At 73.1% G+C, this 17,810-nt stretch carries 15 protein-coding genes and 1 pseudogene; 8 read left to right on the plus strand and 8 right to left on the minus strand.

Going from position 1 to position 17,810, the window contains the following annotated elements:
* Window positions 1-119 precede the first annotated feature (119 nt).
* Both AB0761_RS09695 and AB0761_RS09700 read right to left on the minus strand, forming a co-directional pair.
* Complete coding sequence (locus tag AB0761_RS09695) at window positions 120-902, minus strand: crotonase/enoyl-CoA hydratase family protein (RefSeq protein ID WP_377268562.1); 783 nt, start codon at window positions 900-902, stop codon at window positions 120-122.
* A pseudogene (locus AB0761_RS09700) lies at window positions 899-2,106 on the minus strand (cysteine desulfurase-like protein). Before AB0761_RS09700 ends, AB0761_RS09695 begins: the two are co-directional and overlap by 4 nt.
* A gap of 137 nt (window positions 2,107-2,243) precedes the next feature.
* On the opposite strand from AB0761_RS09700, the gene AB0761_RS09705 reads away from it, so the two are divergent.
* Window positions 2,244-2,552 (plus strand): alpha-amylase, encoded by a 309-nt coding sequence (locus tag AB0761_RS09705; RefSeq protein ID WP_377268563.1) that lies wholly within the window; start codon window positions 2,244-2,246, stop codon window positions 2,550-2,552.
* A gap of 73 nt (window positions 2,553-2,625) precedes the next feature.
* Here AB0761_RS09705 and AB0761_RS09710 read toward each other — a convergent pair whose 3' ends face one another.
* On the minus strand, window positions 2,626-4,341 hold the full coding sequence (locus AB0761_RS09710; protein WP_377268564.1) for an MFS transporter: 1,716 nt from the start codon (window positions 4,339-4,341) through the stop codon (window positions 2,626-2,628).
* A gap of 174 nt (window positions 4,342-4,515) precedes the next feature.
* On the opposite strand from AB0761_RS09710, the gene AB0761_RS09715 reads away from it, so the two are divergent.
* On the plus strand, window positions 4,516-5,262 hold the full coding sequence (locus AB0761_RS09715; protein WP_377268565.1) for a TetR/AcrR family transcriptional regulator: 747 nt from the start codon (window positions 4,516-4,518) through the stop codon (window positions 5,260-5,262).
* Window positions 5,263-5,373: 111 nt separating this feature from the next.
* Here AB0761_RS09715 and AB0761_RS09720 read toward each other — a convergent pair whose 3' ends face one another.
* The 3 genes from AB0761_RS09720 to AB0761_RS09730 all read right to left on the minus strand — a co-directional run bounded on the left by AB0761_RS09720 (window position 5,374) and on the right by AB0761_RS09730 (window position 6,699).
* A complete protein-coding gene (locus tag AB0761_RS09720; protein ID WP_377268566.1) occupies window positions 5,374-5,874 on the minus strand; it encodes an FBP domain-containing protein in 501 nt (166 codons plus the stop codon).
* A 209-nt stretch (window positions 5,875-6,083) separates the two neighbouring features.
* Complete coding sequence (locus AB0761_RS09725) at window positions 6,084-6,485, minus strand: type II toxin-antitoxin system VapC family toxin (protein ID WP_377268567.1); 402 nt, start codon at window positions 6,483-6,485, stop codon at window positions 6,084-6,086.
* Window positions 6,486-6,492: 7 nt separating this feature from the next.
* Complete coding sequence (locus AB0761_RS09730) at window positions 6,493-6,699, minus strand: hypothetical protein (RefSeq protein ID WP_377268568.1); 207 nt, start codon at window positions 6,697-6,699, stop codon at window positions 6,493-6,495.
* Between the two features lie 345 nt (window positions 6,700-7,044).
* On the opposite strand from AB0761_RS09730, the gene AB0761_RS09735 reads away from it, so the two are divergent.
* From AB0761_RS09735 to AB0761_RS09755, 5 genes are all read left to right on the plus strand, one after another.
* Window positions 7,045-7,989 (plus strand): pseudouridine synthase, encoded by a 945-nt coding sequence (locus tag AB0761_RS09735; protein ID WP_377268569.1) that lies wholly within the window; start codon window positions 7,045-7,047, stop codon window positions 7,987-7,989.
* A gap of 101 nt (window positions 7,990-8,090) precedes the next feature.
* Window positions 8,091-8,834 carry an HAD family hydrolase gene (locus tag AB0761_RS09740; RefSeq protein ID WP_377268570.1) on the plus strand — a complete coding sequence of 248 codons (744 nt, stop codon included), beginning with the start codon at window positions 8,091-8,093 and terminating at the stop codon, window positions 8,832-8,834.
* Window positions 8,831-11,176 carry a glycoside hydrolase family 65 protein gene (locus AB0761_RS09745; protein WP_377268571.1) on the plus strand — a complete coding sequence of 782 codons (2,346 nt, stop codon included), beginning with the start codon at window positions 8,831-8,833 and terminating at the stop codon, window positions 11,174-11,176. The genes AB0761_RS09740 and AB0761_RS09745 overlap by 4 nt, the downstream gene beginning before the upstream one ends.
* Window positions 11,177-11,381: 205 nt before the next feature.
* A complete protein-coding gene (locus AB0761_RS09750) occupies window positions 11,382-12,590 on the plus strand; it encodes a cytochrome P450 (RefSeq protein ID WP_377268572.1) in 1,209 nt (402 codons plus the stop codon).
* On the plus strand, window positions 12,587-12,841 hold the full coding sequence (locus AB0761_RS09755) for a ferredoxin (protein ID WP_377268573.1): 255 nt from the start codon (window positions 12,587-12,589) through the stop codon (window positions 12,839-12,841). Before AB0761_RS09750 ends, AB0761_RS09755 begins: the two co-directional genes overlap by 4 nt.
* Before the next feature lie 181 nt (window positions 12,842-13,022).
* Here AB0761_RS09755 and AB0761_RS09760 read toward each other — a convergent pair whose 3' ends face one another.
* A complete protein-coding gene (locus AB0761_RS09760; RefSeq protein WP_377268574.1) occupies window positions 13,023-14,255 on the minus strand; it encodes a DUF4032 domain-containing protein in 1,233 nt (410 codons plus the stop codon).
* A 148-nt stretch (window positions 14,256-14,403) separates the two neighbouring features.
* Between AB0761_RS09760 and AB0761_RS09765 the strand changes: the two genes are divergently transcribed.
* A complete protein-coding gene (locus AB0761_RS09765; RefSeq protein ID WP_377268575.1) occupies window positions 14,404-15,279 on the plus strand; it encodes an LLM class F420-dependent oxidoreductase in 876 nt (291 codons plus the stop codon).
* 27 nt (window positions 15,280-15,306) lie between these two features.
* Here AB0761_RS09765 and AB0761_RS09770 read toward each other — a convergent pair whose 3' ends face one another.
* The gene (locus tag AB0761_RS09770; protein ID WP_377268576.1) at window positions 15,307-17,658 is read right to left on the minus strand and encodes an FUSC family protein; all 2,352 of its coding nucleotides are present in this window, start codon (window positions 17,656-17,658) and stop codon (window positions 15,307-15,309) included.
* Between the last annotated feature and the right edge of the window lie 152 nt (window positions 17,659-17,810).

Below are 17,810 nucleotides of genomic sequence, written 5' to 3' on the forward strand. Positions count from 1 at the left end.
AGGTACGCCGCTGAGTGCCGGGCCGGTCACGGGTTCCGTCCCGTACAGGGCAGCCCCGTACCCCCGGTGGGCGGGGCGGACAGGGAGCGGACGACGTCCGGACCGGTCCGCCTCCGGCGTCAGTCGGCGAAGGAGCCGTGGCGTCCCGCACCACGGGTGAAGCGGTCGGCGCCGCGCAGGGTCTCCCCCTCGGTCAGCGGGACCATGCCGTGCCGGTACTCGGCGGCCAGCGCGTCCTGCTCGCTCAGGCCGTGCTGCTCGCGTGCGGAGAGCCGGTCGTGGCGCAGGCAGAGCTGGGGGAAGGCGGCGATCTCCCGGGCGAGCCGTTCCGCTGCCGGGCGGGCCTCCCCGGTGGGGACCAGGCGGTTGGCGAGGCCCATGTCGAAGGCCTCACGGGCGGTGACCGGCCGTCCGGTGAGGATCATGTCCATGGCCCGGCTCTCCCCGATCAGCCGTGGCAGCCGTACGGTGCCGCCGTCCACCAGGGGCACGCCCCAGCGGCGGCAGAAGACGCCGAAGACCGCGTCCTCCTCCGCGATCCGCAGATCGCACCAGGCGGCCAGCTCCAGCCCGCCGGCCACCGCATGCCCGGCGACCGCGGCGATGACGGGCTTGCTCAACCGCATCCGGGTCGGCCCCATCGGCCCGTCGCCCTCCGGCAGCACCTGGTTGCCCCGGCCCGTGCCGATGCCCTTGAGATCGGCCCCGGCGCAGAAGGTGCCGCCCTCGCCCCACAGCACGGCCACGGCGGCGTCCGGGTCGGCGTCGAACTCCCGGAAGGCGTCGGCGAGCAGGGCCGCGGTGGGGCCGTCGACGGCGTTGCGGACCTCGGGACGGCTGAGGACCACCGTGAACACCGGGCCGTCCCGTTCGATCCGCACGGCGGCGGGGGTTGTGCTCATCGGGCACCCGCCAGTTCGGCGACCCCGGCCAGCAGGCGGTCCACGTCCTCGGTGCTGGTGTAGGGGGCGAGGCCGGCGCGGACGGCTCCGGCGTCGCCGAGCCCGCTGTGGCGGGCGGCCTCGATGGCGTAGAAGGTGCCGGCGGGGGCGTTGACCTTGCCGTCGGCCAGGTGCTGGTGGACGGCCTGGGGCGAGTGGCCCGCCACGCTGAACAGCGCGGTGGGGGTGCGCCGCAGGGGCGAGCCGTGCAGGGTGACCCCGGGGAGTGCGGACAGCCCGTCGAGCAGGCGGTGGAGGAGCTGCTCCTCATGGGCCTCGACCAGGCGCATGGAGTCCAGCAGCCGGCCGCGCCGGGTGGCGGCGGAGGAGGGGGCCAGGCCGGCGATGAAGTCGACGGCGGCGGCCGTCCCGGCGAGCAGCTCATAGGGCAGGGTGCCCAGTTCGAACCGCTCGGGGACGGCGTCGGTGGACGGCAGCAGCTTGTCCGGGTGGATGGTCGCCAGCAGGTCCGGGGACGCGGCCAGCACCCCGTGGTGCGGGCCGAAGAACTTGTACGGCGAGCAGGCGTAGAAGTCCGCGCCCAGCTCGGCCACCGAGACGGCGGTGTGCGGGGTGAGGTGCACCCCGTCCACGTGGACCAGGGCACCGACGGCGTGCGCCGCGGCGGCGACAGCCGGGATGTCGGGCCTGGTGCCCAGCAGGTTGGAGGCGGCGGTGACGGCCACCAGGCGGGTGCGGGGGAGAGTACGGCGGCGATGTCGTCCACCGACAGCTCGCCCGTCACCGGGTCGAATCCGGCCCAGCGGACGGTGGCGCCCACGGCCTCGGCCGCAGCCGTCCAGGGCCTGATGTTGGCGTCGTGGTCCAGCCGGGTCACCACCACCTCGTCACCCGGCTGCCACTGCTTGGCCAGCGCCCGCGCCAGGTCGTAGGTGGCCTGGGTCATCGACCGTGCGAAGACCACGCCCTCGGCCGGGCAGTCCAGCAGGTCCGCCATGGCCGCCCGGGCGCCGGCCACCACGGCCTCGGCGCGCCGCTCGGCGGCGGTCACGGTGCCGCGGTTGGCGATGCCGCTGCAGAGGGTGTCCGCCACGGCCTGCCCGACAGCCCGGGGCACCTGTGTGCCCCCGGGGCCGTCGAAGTGCGCGACGCCCTGGTCGAGGGCGGGGAAGCAGCTGCGGACCCGGGTGATGTCGAGGTTCATGCGCTCATCCTGCACGACCCGTCAACTCCGGCATTGCAAGAAGATTCTGAAAGTTTCCGCAAGGATTTTCAGGTCGGGCTAGGGTCTGCGGTGAACCGGCCGGAGTGGAACCGGCCGACCGACCGTGGGGGATGACCATGCACCGCAGTGGACTCGGACGGCGGACGGCAGGCGCGGCAGCCCTGGCCGCACTGCTCGGCGCCGGCACCGCCGCACCGGCGACGGCCGCCGGCGACGAGCGGATCCCGGCTCCGCCCTGCATCACCAGCACCAGCGACTGGCGCTACACCTTCGTCGGCAACGACTGCTCACAGCCGTACCGGGTACAACTCGACTACACCGACGGGACGGTGAGCCCCTGCCGGTACACCGCCCCGGGCGACCGGGTCACCTTCGCCGGCTACGGGACCGACGCCGACTATGTGACGGACATCCACCTCTGCTGAGACGGCGAAGAGGCGGGCCGGGACGCCGGGGGGCGTCCCGGCCCGCCTCTGCCGCACAGGTGGGCGGGGCCGGTCAGTGGCCGATCGCGTCCTCGTCCTCCCTGGCCTGCCGGGGCAGCAGGAAGGCGAACAGGAAGGTCAGCAGCAGCATGCCGTCGACCACCCACAGGATGGCCTTCATCGCCGAGCCGAAGCCCTGCTCGAAGGAGTCCTGACCGCTCTGCTGGAGGGCCTGGCCGACCACTCCGGCGGCAGCCGGGGAGGTCGCCGCGGTGCGGGCGGTCCGCTCCAGCCGGGTGCAGGCGGCCGGGGTGGCGGTGGGGTCCTTGGCCACCGCGCGGTCATGGACGCAGTCCCGGACGCCCTGGACGACGGCGTCCTGCGCGGCGCCGGTGATCTGCACCGCCGCCAGCCGGGCGCGCAGCGCGGGGGCGGCACCGTCGGCGGCGGAGGCGACGCCGCCGCCGAGCAGGCCGAGGAAGACGGTGCCCAGCAGCGCCACGCCGAAGGCGCCGCCGAGCTGCTGCATGGCCGTCATGGTGCCGGCCGCGGAGCCGGTCTCATGGGCCTCCACACCGGCCAGCACGATGTCGAAGAAGGGGGCCATCAGCAGGCCCATACCGAGCCCGGTGACCAGCAGCGCCGGGGTGAGCTGCCAGGGGCTGACACCGATCCCGGCGGTCTGCAGGGTGATCCAGATGCCGAACACGCCGAGCGCCATCACCAGGGCGCCGCCGTGCAGCACCCGGCGGCCGAACTTCTTCACGGCCTGGGCGACGCCGAAGCCCACGATCATGCCCGCCGACCAGGGGACCATGGCGAGTCCGGCCTTGAGGGTGGAGTAGCCGAGGCCCAGCTGGGTGTAGAGGTTGAAGACCAGGGTGAAGCCGGTCATGCCGGAGAAGAAGACCAGCCCGACCACCATGCCACCGCTGAAGCCGCGCTTGCGGAAGAGGCTGGGGACGACCAGCGGGTCGCCGCCCGCCCTGCTGCGGCGCGCCTCGTACCAGCCGAAGAACGCGAAGACGAGCACCGAGGCGCCCATCATGGCGAACGACCAGAGCGGCCAGTCGTACTCGCGACCCTGGACCAGCGGGAAGATGATGAGCAGCGCCGCCAGCGAGACCAGTAGCATGCCCGGGATGTCCAGCCGCGGGGGGTTGTCGGAGCGGCCGTGCGGCAGGAAGCGCAGGGCTCCCAGGACCGCGGCCAGACCGAGCGGCAGGTTGATCAGGAAGATCATCCGCCAGCCGGTGCCGAAGTAGTCGGCGTCGACCAGCCAGCCGGCCAGGATCGGGCCGCCCACCGCGGAGAGGCCCATGACCGGGCCGAACATGCCGAACGCGGCCTGCATCTCCTTGGGCGGGAACATCTCCTTGATCATGCCGAGGCCCTGCGGGAGCATCACCGAGCCGAAGAGGCCCTGGATGACCCGGGCGGTGATCAGCATCTCCGGCGAGCGGGATGCGGCACAGAGCAGCGAGCCCGCGGTGAAGCCGATGGCGCCGATCACAAACATCCGCTTGCGGCCGTGGATGTCACCGAGCCGGCCGCCGGTGATCAGGCCGACGGCCATGGAGAGGGTGTAGGCGGCGCCGAGCCACTGGATGACACTGGCGCCACCGCCCAGGTCGGCCCGCATGGACGGCCCGGCGATATTGGTGACCATGGCGTCGAGGAGGTCCATCACCTCGGCGGCCAGGATGACGAAAAGAGCGGCCCAGCGCCATCGGTACGGCGCGGGTTCGGCGACTGCCGCGCGGTCCGGCGCGACCCCCGTTGTGGTCATGTGAGAACTCCCCAGTCGTATGAACAGCGTTCACCATACCTGATCGCCGTTCTTTTCGTGAACATCGTTCTTCACGATATAGCGCATCACTGCGCAAGGACAAGATATATCGCGTTACAGAGCGGCGTTCACCTCCTCAGAGCGGTGTTCAGCGGACGGCCTACACTGGGCCCCATGAGCGAGGACGCACTGCCGCCGACCCCCTGGGAGAAGTCACGCAGGCGACCGGCGGCCGCCAGAACGCCGCTCACCAGGGACCGGATCGTCGATGCCGCCTTCACCGTGCTGGACCGCGAGGGGCTGGACGGACTCTCCATGCGCCAGGTCGCCGCCGAACTCACGGTGGCGGTCTCCGCGCTCTACGCCCATGTCAGCGCCAAGGACGAGCTGCTGGAGCTGATGTACCACCGGCTGTTCGACGGCTACGACCTGCCCGCCCCCGACCCTGACCACTGGCAGGACCAGATCAGGGACTTCGCCCGCGACGGCCGGGCACGCCTGCTGGCCCACCGGGACATGGCCCGCATCTCGATGGCCCATGTGCCCTTCACCGCCGAACTCCTCCCCAAGGTCGAACAGCTGCTGGCCATCTTCCGCACCGCCGGTCTGCCCGACCGGATCAGCGCGGTGGCCGGCGATGTGCTCTCCACCTACATGGACGGCTTCACCCTCGAGGAGGGCGTCTGGGCGGACCGGCTGCGCCGGGGTTCCGACGACGACGGGACGGAGACCTGGAAGCAGCAGCGCGCCGAGATGGAGGCCTACTTCGCCGCGCTGCCCCCGGACCGCTTCCCCCACCTGGTCGCCCTGGCCGACCGGATGGCCGAGGAGACCCAGGACGAGCGGTTCGAGCTCGGTCTGGAGATCATCCTGCGCGGCCTCGCCAGCTATCTGGACGACCCGGGGCCAGGACACAGCTGAGCTGCCGCGGCCGGTCGGCCCCGAGACCAGCCCTGACAAGACGTCAGATCCGCTTCGGCGTCGGCTCCCCGGCTCCGGCGCGGCCCGCCCCCGGGGCGGCCCGTCGACCGCCTACGCCCCGAGCACCTGCTGAAGGAAGCCGTCCAGATTGGCCAGCATCCGGGTGACCTGCTCGTCCACGGTGAGCGACTCCTCGTAGCGGCTGACCAGCTCGGTCCGCTTGCGCCCGCGGACATACAGCGGACAGGCCAGGTCGGCGCACATATAGGTGCCGACGGTGTTGCCCTCCCGCCCTGCCGCGCCCGCCCTGGGGGCGGCCAGCAGCGAGACCCCGGAGCCGGTGTGCGGGGTGACGCAGACCGAGCAGACGGTGGTCCTGGTGAAGCTGCGCCGGGGGCCCTGCGGTGCCCGCAGCACAATGCCCACCAGCTCCCCGCGGTGCTGGGCGACCAGATGGCCGCGGTCGGGGGCGCCCGGATCCCGCCACCCCAGGAAGTCCAGGTCGGCCCAGGGCAGGTCGGCCAGGTCACGAGGCAGCCAGAGCCTGCGGGCCTCACCCTTCGAGCAGTTCACGAAGGAGCCCCGGATGGCGTTGTCGTCGAGCGGGATCATGGGTTCGGAAGCTAGCACCGGCGGTCGGGTTCCGTCGTCCGAATAATGCCCCGCCCGGTCCGGAGCACACCGCCGAGGGCCCTGCCGGCACACGCCCCCATGACCGACTGGTCCGCGTCCTGGTCGCCGACGACGGAGGACCAACCACAGCACAATCCCGGGTTTGCCGTAACTGTCGCCCCCAGAGCCAAGGACCTCTCGCTGCCGGATCAGGCGGTGATGAGTTCCAGCCCGTGGTGGACCTTGAAGTCATCGAAGTCCTTGACGTTCAAGGTTGCCAGCGGCAGTTGGTGGGTGAGGCAGCAGGCTGCGATCCACATGTCGTTCATCGGCCTCGGGCGCCCTCGCAGCATCGCGCCGGCGGACAGTTCGCCGTACGTGTCGGCGACATCCTCGTCACCGGGCAGCATCGGCACCTCGGCCGGCCACTGGGCGAGAAGCCTGCGGTTGCCCGGCCCCCAGCGGCGGACCTCGGCCCACTTGGTCAGCTCTGCGCGCGTGACGAAGGTGATGATCGGCTGGGTGTTGATCAGCCTGGTCGCCAGCGTGATCGGCAAACGCATCTTGATGATCAGCGAGGCGGCATCGGTGTCCAGAAGGACGGGGCGCATCACAGCCTCAGGCCACGTCTCGGTGGCGCTCGGCGTATGTGAATGCCAGGAACTCGTCCAGCTCCTCGTCCGACTCGAAGATGTCGGAGGACATCGCCTCCAGATCGGCCAGCGACCGGATCGGCCTGGCATTCTTCGCCCGGATCAGTTCTTCGACCGACAGACGAGGCCTACGCGGCGGAGTCACGGGCTGGTCAGCGCTGCTGGTGCTCATGGTGACCTCCACCTTCCGCCTGGTTGTCCGAACTGCCTGAGGCCAGGATAGGACCGCACACAGGCCTCCGGTACCGACTTCACCCTGCTGGGCGGTGCCCCGAATGCGCGTGCGCCGAAGAGCGCGGGTGGTGGCGCGATCCCGGGTCGCCGTCCTTCGCCTGGACCTGGTGGAGCGGGACCTCGGGCCGGCACTGCGGGCGGCCGGTGCAGGCGGACGCGCGCCAGGGCTCGGAGGGTCCCGAAGGGACCCACAGCGCGGACGCCCGGCTCCGCCCCGTCGCAGGGCCGTTCCGCGGGTGTCTGTCGGCCGGGAGCGGTCGTCCGGCACCGTAGGCTTGCGGCGATGAGACGCAAGCCCAAGGTGCCGCCCGCACCCCTGCCGCAGCGCGACGGGATCGACCCTGTCCGGCTGCGGCTGCCCCCCGAGGGTCCGTGGGCGACCGTACGCGACCACCTGGTGGAGCGACTGGCCGCGGCGGGCACGGACCGGATCGACGCGATGCTGCGGGACCGGGCCATCGTCGGGGTCGACGGGCCGGTGGCGGCGGACGCGCCCTTCGTCCCGGGGGCGTTCCTCTGGTTCCACCGCGAGCTGCCCGCCGAGGCGCCGGTGCCGTTCCCGGTGGAGGTGCTGCACCGCGACGAGCAGCTGGTCGTGGTCGACAAACCGCACTTTCTGGCCACCACGCCGCGCGGCCGCCATGTCACCGAGACCGCCCTGGCCCGGCTCCGCCGCGACCTGGGGCTGCCCGCGCTCAGCCCGGCGCACCGGCTGGACCGGCTCACCGCCGGGCTGGCGATGTTCGTGGTCCGGCCGGAGCTGCGCGGTGCCTACCAGACGCTCTTCCGGGACCGGCTGGTGCGCAAGGAGTACGAGGCGGTGGCGCCGTACCGGGCGGGTCTGGAGCTGCCCCGCACGGTACGGAACCGGATCGTCAAGGAGCGCGGGGTGATCGCCGCCCGCGAGGAGGACGGCCCGGCCAACAGCGAGAGCCGGATCGAGCTGCTGGAGCGCCGCAGCACCCTGGGCCGCTACCGGCTGCTGCCCACCACCGGCCGCACCCACCAGCTGCGGCTGCACATGAGCGGCCTGGGGCTGCCCATCCTGGGCGACCCGGTGTACCCGCTGGTGCTGCCGGAGCCGGCCCATGACGACTTCCGGCGGCCGCTGCAACTGCTCGCCCGGGTCCTGGAGTTCACCGACCCGCTCACCGGGGAGCCGCGCCGCTTCGAGAGCCGGCGGCAGCTGGCCGCCTGGTCCTCCCCCGCCGGCTGGCCGGCCGGCTGACCGCGGTCCGCGGCCGTGGCACCCGCGCCGGGATTGGGCGGGCGGGTGGTCCGGAGCGGGCGGGGGCATGCGGGGTGCGGGGCCGGGGGAGGGGTGGAGGCATGACGAGACTCGGTCTGCCGGACACCGTCCGGGCCTGCCTGTTCGATCTCGACGGTGTGCTCACCAGGACCGCCGTCGTCCACGCCGCCGCCTGGAAGGAGATGTTCGACGACTTCCTGCGGCGTCGCGACGGCGCGGGATTCCGCCCCTTCGACCCGGTGGCCGACTACGACGAGTACGTCGACGGACGCCCGCGTGCCGACGGGGTCCGTACCTTCCTGGCCTCGCGCGGCATCGAACTGCCGGAGGGGTCGGACGACGATCCCCCGGAGCGCGACACCGTGCACGGTCTGGGCAACCGCAAGAACATCCTGGTGCTGGCGAAGATCCGCCAGGAGGGCGTGGAGGCCTACCCCGGCTCGGTCCGCTTCGTGGAGGCGGTACGCGCGGCGGGTCTGCGCACCGCTGTGGTCTCCTCCAGTGCCAACTGCCGTGATGTGCTGGTGTCGGCCGGGATCGAGGGCCTCTTCGAGGTGCGGATCGACGGCGTGGTCGCCACGGAGCGCAAACTGCCCGGCAAGCCGCACCCCGACACCTTCCTGGAGGCCGCCCGGGAGTTGGGCGCGGAGCCGGCCGCAGCGGCGGTCTTCGAGGACGCCCTCGCCGGGATGGACGCCGGGCGGGCGGGCGCGTTCGGCTTCGTCGTGGGCGTGGACCGGGTCGGACAGGCCGAGGAGCTGCGCAGGCACGGCGCCGACACGGTCGTGCAGGACCTCGCCGAACTGCTGGAGGAGAAGGCGTGATCACCCATCCCGCATTCGCGGTCGAGCCGTGGGTCCTGCGCGAGACCGAACTCAACCTGGATGTGCTGCCGCAGAGCGAGTCGGTGTTCGCGCTCTCCAACGGCCATGTCGGCTGGCGCGGCAACCTCGACGAGGGCGAGCCGCACGGGCTGCCCGGCTCCTATCTCAACGGGGTGTTCGAGCTACGTCCGCTGCCCTACGCGGAGGCGGGCTTCGGCTACCCGGAGTCCGGCCAGACGGTCATCAACGTCACCAACGGCAAGGTGATCCGGCTGCTGGTGGACGACGAACCGTTCGATGTGCGCTACGGGAAGCTGCACTCCCACGAGCGGGTGCTGGACCTGCGCAGCGGGCTGCTCCACCGCACCTGCGTATGGACCTCCCCGGCCGGCATCACGGTGAAGGTCCGCTCGACCCGGCTGGTCTCCTTCACCCAGCGGTCGATCGCGGCGGTGGCCTACGAGGTGGAGCCGCTCGACGAGGAGGTGCGGGTGGTGGTCCAGTCCGAGCTGGTCGCCAATGAGCAGCTCCCCCAGGGCGCCGGCGACCCGCGGGTGTCGGCGGCGCTGGAGTCGCCGCTGGGCGCCGAGGAGAACTACGCCCACGGCGCGCGGATGCGGCTGCTGCACTGCACCTCACGCAGCGGTCTGCGGGTGGCCGCCGCGGCCGACCACGTCATCAGCGGCCCGGACACCACCCGCACCTCCAGCGAGAGCAGCCCGGACGTGGCCCGGCTCACCGTCACCTCGGTGCTGAGGCCGGGCTCGGCGCTGCGGCTGGAGAAGCTGGTCTCCTACGGCTGGTCGGGGGTCCGCTCCCAGCCGGCCGTGCGGGACCAGGCGGAGGCGGCGCTGGCCGGGGCCTCGTCCACGGGCTGGCAGGGGCTGGTGGACCAGCAGCGCAGTTATCTGGACGACTTCTGGGCGCGGGCGGATGTCGAGGTCGAGGGGGACGCGGAGATCCAGCAGGCGGTGCGGTTCGGGCTCTTCCATGTGCTCCAGGCCGGCGCCCGGGCCGAGGAGCGGGCCATCCCGGCCAAGGGCCTCACCGGCTCCGGCTACGACGGGCACTCGTTCTGGGACAGCGAGACCTTTGTGCTGCCGCTGCTCACCTACACCTCGCCGGGCGCGGTGGCCGAGGCGCTGCGCTGGCGCCAGTCCACCCTGCCCGCCGCCCGGGAGCGCGCCGCCCAGCTGGGCCTGAAGGGTGCCACCTTCCCCTGGCGGACCATCGACGGCCAGGAGTGCTCCGCGTACTGGCCGGCCGGCACCGCGGCCTTCCATGTCAACGCCGATGTGGCGGACGCGGTGGTGCGTTATCTCTCGGCCACGGCCGACGAGGCCTTCGAGCGGGACACCGCGGTGGAACTGCTGGTGGAGACCGCCCGGCTGTGGCGTTCGCTGGGGCACCACGACCACCGCGGGCAGTTCCACATCGACGGGGTGACCGGGCCGGACGAGTACAGCGCGGTCTCGGACGACAACACCTTCACCAACCTGATGGCCCAGGCCAACCTGCGGGCCGCCGCCGACATCGTGGAGCGCCACCCCGACCTGGGGGCGGCGATGAAGGTGGACGACGAGGAGACGTCCGCCTGGCGCGACGCGGCCGAGGCGATGACGATTCCGTACAGCGCCACGGCAGAGGTGCACGAGCAGTCCGCCGGCTTCACCGGGCACCAGGCGTGGGACTTCGCCGGGACCCGGCCGGACCAGTACCCGCTGATGCTGCACTTCCCCTACTTCGACATCTACCGCAAGCAGGTGGTCAAGCAGGCCGACCTGGTGCTGGCGATGATGCTGCGCCCCGAGGCCTTCGACGACGAGCAGAAGGCCCGGAACTTCGCCTACTACGAGGCCCTGACGGTACGTGACTCCTCGCTGTCCGCCTGCTGCCAGGCGGTGATGGCCGCCGAGGTCGGCCATCTGCGACTGGCCTGGGACTATCTGGGCGAGGCGGCCCTGATGGATCTGAAGGACCTGGAGCACAACACCCGCGACGGGCTGCACATCGCCTCGCTGGCCGGCACCTGGATCGCGCTGGTCTACGGCTTCGGCGGGATGCGGCACCATGCGGACACCCTGGCGTTCGCACCGCGGCTGCCGGAGAAGCTGGCCGGGCTGACCTTCACGGTGGTGGTGCGCAGCCGGCGGCTGAGGGTGGAGATCACCGCCGACGCCGCCGTCTACACCCTGGTGGAGGGCGCGCCCCTGGAGGTCTCCCACTACGGGCAGCCGGTCACGGTCGCCGGCAAGGATCCGCAGACCCTTCCGATCCCCGCCCCGCCGGCCCGGCCGGAGCCCCAGCAGCCGCCCGGACGCCGCCCCGGCCGGCGCTCCTGACCGCGGCGGGCCGTGGCCCGGCTGCCGGGCCACGGCCCGAACCGCGGCCCGATCCGTAGCCCGATCCGTAGCCCGATCCGTGGCCCGATCCGTGGCGCGGTTCATGGCCGGTTTTGGCTTCTGGCCCGGGGCGGGGCCCGAGTCTAACGTTTCGTCAGGTACGCGCCATCCGTCGTTTCCCAGGCCCTCAGGGCCAGGAGGTCGTATGTCCGTCACCCCCGGCCAGAGCGTCCCCGAGCAGCCTCTGGTCCCCCTGCACTGCCTCCGGTTCGCCGAGCCGGGCCCGCCGCGGCAGGCCGCGCTGCCCAACGACACCCCGGTGTGGCTGGTGAGCCGCCACCGCGACGCCCGGCAGGTCCTCACCGACCCGGCGTTCGGCCGCGCACTGCTGTACGCGCCGGACGCACCCCCGCTCACCAGCACACCCAACATGCTGGACGACCCCGACTCCCTGCTCAACCAGGACGGCCCCGACCACCAGCGGCTGCGCCGCACCGTCCAGCGCGCCTTCACCCCGCGGGCCGTCGCCCGCTGGCGGCCCTGGGTCGCCGCCGTCGTCGAGCAGCTGGTGGACGACCTGGTGAAGAGCGGGCCGCCGGCCGACGCGGTGGCCGGCTTCAGCACCCCGCTGCCGGTCGCGGTGATCTCCCGGCTGATGGCTCTGGACGGGCTGGACCAGGACCGGATGCGGCACTGGAGCAATCTGGCGCTCTCCGACTCCAGCCACTCCCCCGAGGAGGTGGGGGCTGCGCTGCGGGAGTTCGGCGCCTTCGCCGCGCAGCTGATCGCCGAACGCCGCCGGGACCCCGGCGAGGACCTGGTGAGCACTCTGCTGGCGGCGGCCGCGGCGGAGGGCTCCATCCCCGAACGGCAGCTGGTGAGCCTGGTCTGCGGCCTGGTGGTGGGCGGCCATGAGACCACCATGACGTCCCTGGGCAATGCGCTGGTGTACCTGCTCAGCGAGGCCCCGGAGAGCTGGGCCCGGCTGGGCGCGGACGAGGAGGCGGCCGGGGTGGCCGTGGAGCAGCTGCTGCGGTCCATTCCGCTGGGCGAGCCCAGGGAGCTGCCCGGCACCGCGCGCCGGGCGTCGGTGGCGGTGGAGGTCGGCGGCGTGACCATTCCGGCCGGTGCGGTGGTCGCCGTGCAGAGCCAGATCGCCAACCGCGATCCCGAGGTCTATGCCGAGGGCCAGTTCGGTGACCTGTTCGCGCCGCTGCCCGCCCCCAGCCTGACCTTCGGCGCCGGACCGCACCACTGCCTGGGGGCCTGGCTGGCCCGGATGGAGATGCAGCTGGCCCTGCACCGGCTCTCGGCCCGGCTGCCGGGCCTGCGGCTCGCCGAACCGGTCGAGGCCATCGACTGGCGGCGGGGAAGCATCACCCGCAGCCCGCAGCGACTGACGGTGGTCTGGTGAGCGGCCCCGGCGGCCCGGGTACGGCCGGGGAACTGGTGGTCCGGGTCGACCGGGAGCGCTGTGTGGGCACCGGTCTGTGCGCGGGTGCCGCTCCGGGCGACTTCGAGCTGGGCCCGGACGGCAAGTCCCGCCCCCTCCGCGACACCACCGCTCCGTCCGACGGCCTCTCGGAGGCGGCCGAGTACTGCCCGGTGGAGGCCATCACCGTCCTCGACGCCGCCACCGGCCGCCGGGTGGCCCCGGTGGACTGAGCCACCGCGACCGGGGTCCGCCGCGTCCCGGTCGGCACGGACACAGCCGCTGCCGTGCCGACCGGGACGCGCGGCTGTCCGGGTGCTTCCGTGGCCGCCCCGGGGCGTACGCCCGCTGCCGCCGCCGGGACGGCCGACCACCGCGGGCCGCCCGTGGGCGTGCACCGACGTACGGCGGTGCTCAGTCCTCCAGCGCGGCCACCGGGTCGGGGAGGTGCACCAGGACGTTGCGCACATAGTCCTCGACCGCGTGCTCCAGGCCCACGTCGCCCTCCTGCTGCTCGGAGAGGTACCAGCGGTGCTCCAGGATCTCGTGGTAGAGCTGGGCGGTGTCCATCCGGGCGCGCAGCGCCTTCGGCACCAGCCGCACCGTGGGCCGGAACACCTCCCGCACCCAGCGGTGGGCCACCACCTCGCGGCTGGCGCTCAGCGGGTCGCCGGGCAGGTAGTCGTCCTGGTGGGCGGTGTAGGTCTCCAGGTCGTTCAGCAGGCTGCGGGCCTGGTTCTCCTCGGCGTCCAGGCCGGTGAGGCGCAGCAGCTGGCGCTGGTGGTGCCCGGCGTCGACGGCCTTGGGCAGGATGGTGACCTTGGCGCCGTCCGGGGAGTGCTGGATCTGCATCTCGGCGACGTCGAAGCCCAGCTCGTTCAGACGGCGGATGCGGTCGTCGATCTTGTGACGGAAGTTGCGGGAGTAGACCGACGCGCGGGTGAGCTCGTGCCACAGGTCCGCGTAGCGGGCCGCCAGGGCGTCTCCGAAGGAGACCGGGTCGACGGAGGGGTGCAGTGAGCCGCCCGCCTCCAGGTCCATCAGCTCCCCCGCGACATTGACCCGGGCGATCTCGATGTCGTACGCCCGCTGGCCGTCGCTGAGCTGGGGCTGGAGCTGGCCGGTCTCCGCGTCCACCAGATAGGCCGCGTAGGCGCCGGCGTCCCGGCGGAAGAGGGTGTTGGACAGCGAGCAGTCGCCCCAGGCGAAGCCCACCAGGTGCAGCCGGACCAGCAGCACCGCCAGGGCGTCCAGCAGCCGGTTGACGGTGCTGGGCCGCATCGTGGTCTCGAACATCGCGCGGTAGGGCATCGAGCCCTTGAGGTGGTGGGTGATCAGCACCGGCTCCAGTGCCTCGACCCCGCCGTCGGTGCGGCCGGTCACCACCGCGACCGGCTCCACGGCCGGCACCCCCAGCCGGTGCAGGTCGCGCAGCAGCCCGTACTCGCGGACCGCGTTGAACTCGCCGACCTCCTTCACCGCCACCACTTCGCCGCCGGCCCTGGCGAACCGCACCACATGCCGGGAGATACCACGGGGCAGCGCGACCAGCTGCTCGGCGGGCCATTCCTCCAGCGGCACCTGCCACGGCAGTTCGAGGAGCAGGCCGGGGTGCTCCGGCGCGGCGGCGGTGATCTGGAAGCTCATGGGGGAAATTGTGCGGGATCGGGCGGGCAGCGGGCATCCGCCGCCCGCCAGGCGAGACCGCCGCGGCCGTGCCCGTCCCGGGAACATTCACCGCACGGGAGAGGTTGCCGCCCGCGGAGACAACCGAACAACGAGGGGACGCTCAGCCATGTCGCTCAAGCAGGCAGTGGGACGGTTCGGCATCTGGAGCGCGGAGCTGCGCTCCGACGACCCGGCCGTCGACGGGGAGATCCGGGAGGCGGCCGCGGAGCTGGAGGAGCTGGGCTTCGGCGCCCTCTGGCTGGGCAGCAGCAGCTCGGTGGCGCACGGCCGCCGACTGGTGGAGGCGACCTCCGCCGTCACGGTGGCCACCGGCATCATCTCCATCTGGCAGCACGACGCAGCCGCGGTGGCCGCGGAGACCGCGGCGCTGGAGCGTGACCGTCCCGGCCGCTTCCTGCTGGGGATCGGGGCGAGCCACGCCAAGCTGGCGGCGGACTACCGGCGGCCCTTCTCCGCGACGCGGGCCTATCTGGACGCGCTGGACGCCGCGCCCGAGCCGGTGCCGGCCGAGCGGCGGGTGCTGGCCGCGCTCGGCCCCAGGATGCTGGCGCTGGCCGCGGAGCGGTCCGCCGGGGCGCACCCCTATCTGGTGACGGCCGAGCACACCGCGCAGGCCCGGGAGGCGCTGGGGCCGGAGCCGCTGCTGGCGCCGGAGCTCAAGGTGGTCCTGGAGGCCGATCCGGAGCGGGCGCGCGCCCTCGGCCGCGCGATCCTCTCCCGCTACCTGGTGCTGCCCAACTACACCGCCAGCCTGGAGCGTCTGGGCTTCGGCGAGGACGACTTCCGCGACGGCGGCAGCGACCGGCTGGTGGACGCGGTGGTGGTCTGGGGCGGGCCGGAGGAGATCCGCAAGCGGGTCGCCGAGTTCCATGCGGCGGGGGCCGACCATGTGGCGCTCCAGGTGGTCGACGGCAGCGGCCGGAGCGGCCTGCCGCGGGCCGGCTGGCGCCGTCTCGCCGAGGTGCTGGAGCCGCGCGGCTGAGCCCCGGCCCCGCTCCGGGCGCCCCGGTCACACGGGGACGTCCTGGTGTGGGTCGCGCTGGGCCTCGTCGCCGGCGGACACGGTGGTGAGGCCCAGCGGCCGGGCCAGGCCGAGGATGGCCTCGTCCAGCCGCTGGAGGTGGCGCAGCACCCGCAGGGCCACCGTGCCCCCGGCCCGGTCGCCCAGCAGCGCGGCGATGTTGGGACCGGTCTCCAGGGGGTGGCGTTCCCGGTTGCCCTGGGCGCAGCGGATCAGGGTCTGCAGATTGCCGCGGACCCGCACCGAGGCACCGGTCAACCGGGGGTCGGCGCCGATCCGCAGGCTCTCCGGGAGCTGCTCGGCGACGGCTGCCAGGCTGCGGACGTGGTATGCGCAGGTCTCCAGAAGTCCCACCACATAGCGGGCGGTGCGGCGCCTGGCACGCAGCGGGCTGACGGGGTGGGTGAGCGGTGTGACGGCGCTGCGCAGGCCGTCCAGGGCGGTGTCCAGGGCGCGGGCCGCGGTGAGCAGGTCGCCGTCGGACGGCTCGGCGCCGGGTCCCGCGGGGGTGCCGCTGAGCCGGGAGACGGCGGCGGCGAACACCTCGTCCAGGCGCCGGAGCACCTGGACGAGCTGCTCATCGGTCCGTCTGCCGGTGTCGACGGGGAGCACCAGCACGGCGGCGATCAGCCCGGAGGCGGCGCCCAGGGCGGTCTCCTCGATGCGCAGCACCAGCACCCCCGTGCTGAAGGTGTGCAGCAGGGTGTAGAGCAGGCCGAGCATCATGGTGACGAAGAAGGACATCAGGGTGTACGAGAGCGGCGCGGTGAAGGTCATCCCGAAGATGCAGACGATCACCAGCGCAAAGGCCAGCCAGGGGTCGCCGCCGACCGGGACCGCCAGCGCCAGTCCGGCCACGACGCCCACCACGGTGCCGATCAGCCGCCGGTAGCCCTTGATCATGATCTCACCGGTGGACGCGGTGTTGATGAAGACCACCCAGCAGGTGAGCACGGCCCAGTACCAGCGCTGCGGCGAGAGCAGTTCACCCCCCAGGATGGCCAGCGCGGAGCCGACCGCGACCTGGCAGGCGGCCCGGGTGGTGGGGCGGCGCAGACCGCCGGTACCGGGTCCCTCCGCGGGCTGGTCGTGTTCCGCGGCGGTGAGGCTGGCGTCCTCGGCTTCCAGCTCCTCGCGGGAACGCGCGGTCTCGGGGCTGTCGTCGGCCAGGTCGCCGTCCCGGTCCAGGGCGACATGGAGGCCGAGCATGGCCCGGGCGAGTTCGCCGACCGCCCGGAAGGCGTCGCGGACGGCGGGCGCCGCCTGCGGCAGCCGCTGGTCGTCGCGGTAGCCCAGCAGCCGGTTGCGGACCACGGCGTATCCGGTGCCCCGGCGCTGCGCCCGCGGACGGGCGATCAGCAGCCGCAGGGCGCGCAGTTCCCGCTCCAGGGTCCGCAGCGCCGCGGCGTCGGACGGGGTGGGTACCTCGGGCCGGGCCGCGTCCGGGCCGGTCGGCCGGGCCCACGGGCCTTCGGGCAGTCCGCTGAGCAGATGCATGTCCAGGGTGTAGTCGCGCCGCTCGCCGCCCTGCTCCAGTGCGCGCAGCAGCAGGATGCCCTGCCGCTCCGCGGCGATCTCCGCCTCGGCGACCCGGCGCTGCACCAGTCCGGCGGTGGCGGCGTCGGGGGTGCCCGACTCCAGCCGGCTCTGGATCATCAGCGCGCACTCGTGCAGCCGGGCGGTGCTGCGGCGCAGCTCGACGCCGGTGCGTTCGGGCAGCGGTGCGGCGGCGCCCTGGGCCGCGGCGTCGGCCTGGGCGTCCAGTACCCGGCCCAGCCGCACCCGGAAGGCGTGCTGCAGCCGTCGCAGGGTCCGCTCGGGGGTGACCCGCAGAATGCCGAACCGTACGATCCCCCCGGCCACAAAAGCGGCCGTCACCACTGCGCAGAGCTGCGGCAGCATCGCCGGTCTCGCCTGGACGAACTGGGAGACGAAGAAGAGCTGGAAGGCGATGATGCCCAGACCGGTGCCGCGCTGCCCGTAGCGGCGGACATAGACGGCGATGAAGATCAGCGCGATGAAGACCAGGTCCGCCACGACCCGGTGGGAGACCAGCACCGCGGCCAGGGCCACCGAGAGCAGCGCGGTGGGCAGGCCCAGCGCCTGGGTCACCGCCTGGTCCCGCAGCCTGGTCTCACCGGCCGCGAAGGAGCACGCCAGCGTGGTCACCGCACCCACCACCAGCAGCGGTACCGGGGTGTCCACCGCGGCCAGCCCCGCGAGCAGCAGCACGATGCCGCCGACCGTGTTGCTTGCCGCGAGCAGCCTGATCAGCCCCGGGTCCGAGGCCGTGAAGCGGTCCCAGAGCGCTGCCCAAGCCTGCCGTACCCGTCGTCCCATGCCCGCGACCGCACTCCCCGAGTCCGATGGCCGATCCGTGCTGCCCATTCTCGACCAGGTGCGGCGCCGCTCCTCGCGCGGCACAGCCGTCCCGTCCGCCCGGCCCGCCGCCCGGCCGCGGCATGGGCCACCATGGACCCACCACCGCGAGC

Origin of the sequence: Peterkaempfera podocarpi, assembly GCF_042466665.1 — a bacterium.
Lineage (GTDB): Bacteria > Actinomycetota > Actinomycetes > Streptomycetales > Streptomycetaceae > Peterkaempfera > Peterkaempfera podocarpi.

Excerpts from the sequence above, each read along its gene's own strand:
- AB0761_RS09695 (WP_377268562.1), bottom strand. The coding sequence starts at position 902 with ATGAGCACAACCCCCGCCGCCGTGCGGATCGAACGGGACGGCCCGGTG.
- AB0761_RS09705 (WP_377268563.1), top strand. The coding sequence starts at position 2,244 with ATGCACCGCAGTGGACTCGGACGGCGGACGGCAGGCGCGGCAGCCCTG.
- AB0761_RS09710 (WP_377268564.1), bottom strand. The coding sequence starts at position 4,341 with ATGACCACAACGGGGGTCGCGCCGGACCGCGCGGCAGTCGCCGAACCC.
- AB0761_RS09715 (WP_377268565.1), top strand. The coding sequence starts at position 4,516 with ATGAGCGAGGACGCACTGCCGCCGACCCCCTGGGAGAAGTCACGCAGG.
- AB0761_RS09720 (WP_377268566.1), bottom strand. The coding sequence starts at position 5,874 with ATGATCCCGCTCGACGACAACGCCATCCGGGGCTCCTTCGTGAACTGC.
- AB0761_RS09725 (WP_377268567.1), bottom strand. The coding sequence starts at position 6,485 with ATGCGCCCCGTCCTTCTGGACACCGATGCCGCCTCGCTGATCATCAAG.
- AB0761_RS09730 (WP_377268568.1), bottom strand. The coding sequence starts at position 6,699 with ATGAGCACCAGCAGCGCTGACCAGCCCGTGACTCCGCCGCGTAGGCCT.
- AB0761_RS09735 (WP_377268569.1), top strand. The coding sequence starts at position 7,045 with ATGAGACGCAAGCCCAAGGTGCCGCCCGCACCCCTGCCGCAGCGCGAC.
- AB0761_RS09740 (WP_377268570.1), top strand. The coding sequence starts at position 8,091 with ATGACGAGACTCGGTCTGCCGGACACCGTCCGGGCCTGCCTGTTCGAT.
- AB0761_RS09750 (WP_377268572.1), top strand. The coding sequence starts at position 11,382 with ATGTCCGTCACCCCCGGCCAGAGCGTCCCCGAGCAGCCTCTGGTCCCC.
- AB0761_RS09760 (WP_377268574.1), bottom strand. The coding sequence starts at position 14,255 with ATGAGCTTCCAGATCACCGCCGCCGCGCCGGAGCACCCCGGCCTGCTC.
- AB0761_RS09765 (WP_377268575.1), top strand. The coding sequence starts at position 14,404 with ATGTCGCTCAAGCAGGCAGTGGGACGGTTCGGCATCTGGAGCGCGGAG.
- AB0761_RS09770 (WP_377268576.1), bottom strand. The coding sequence starts at position 17,658 with ATGGGACGACGGGTACGGCAGGCTTGGGCAGCGCTCTGGGACCGCTTC.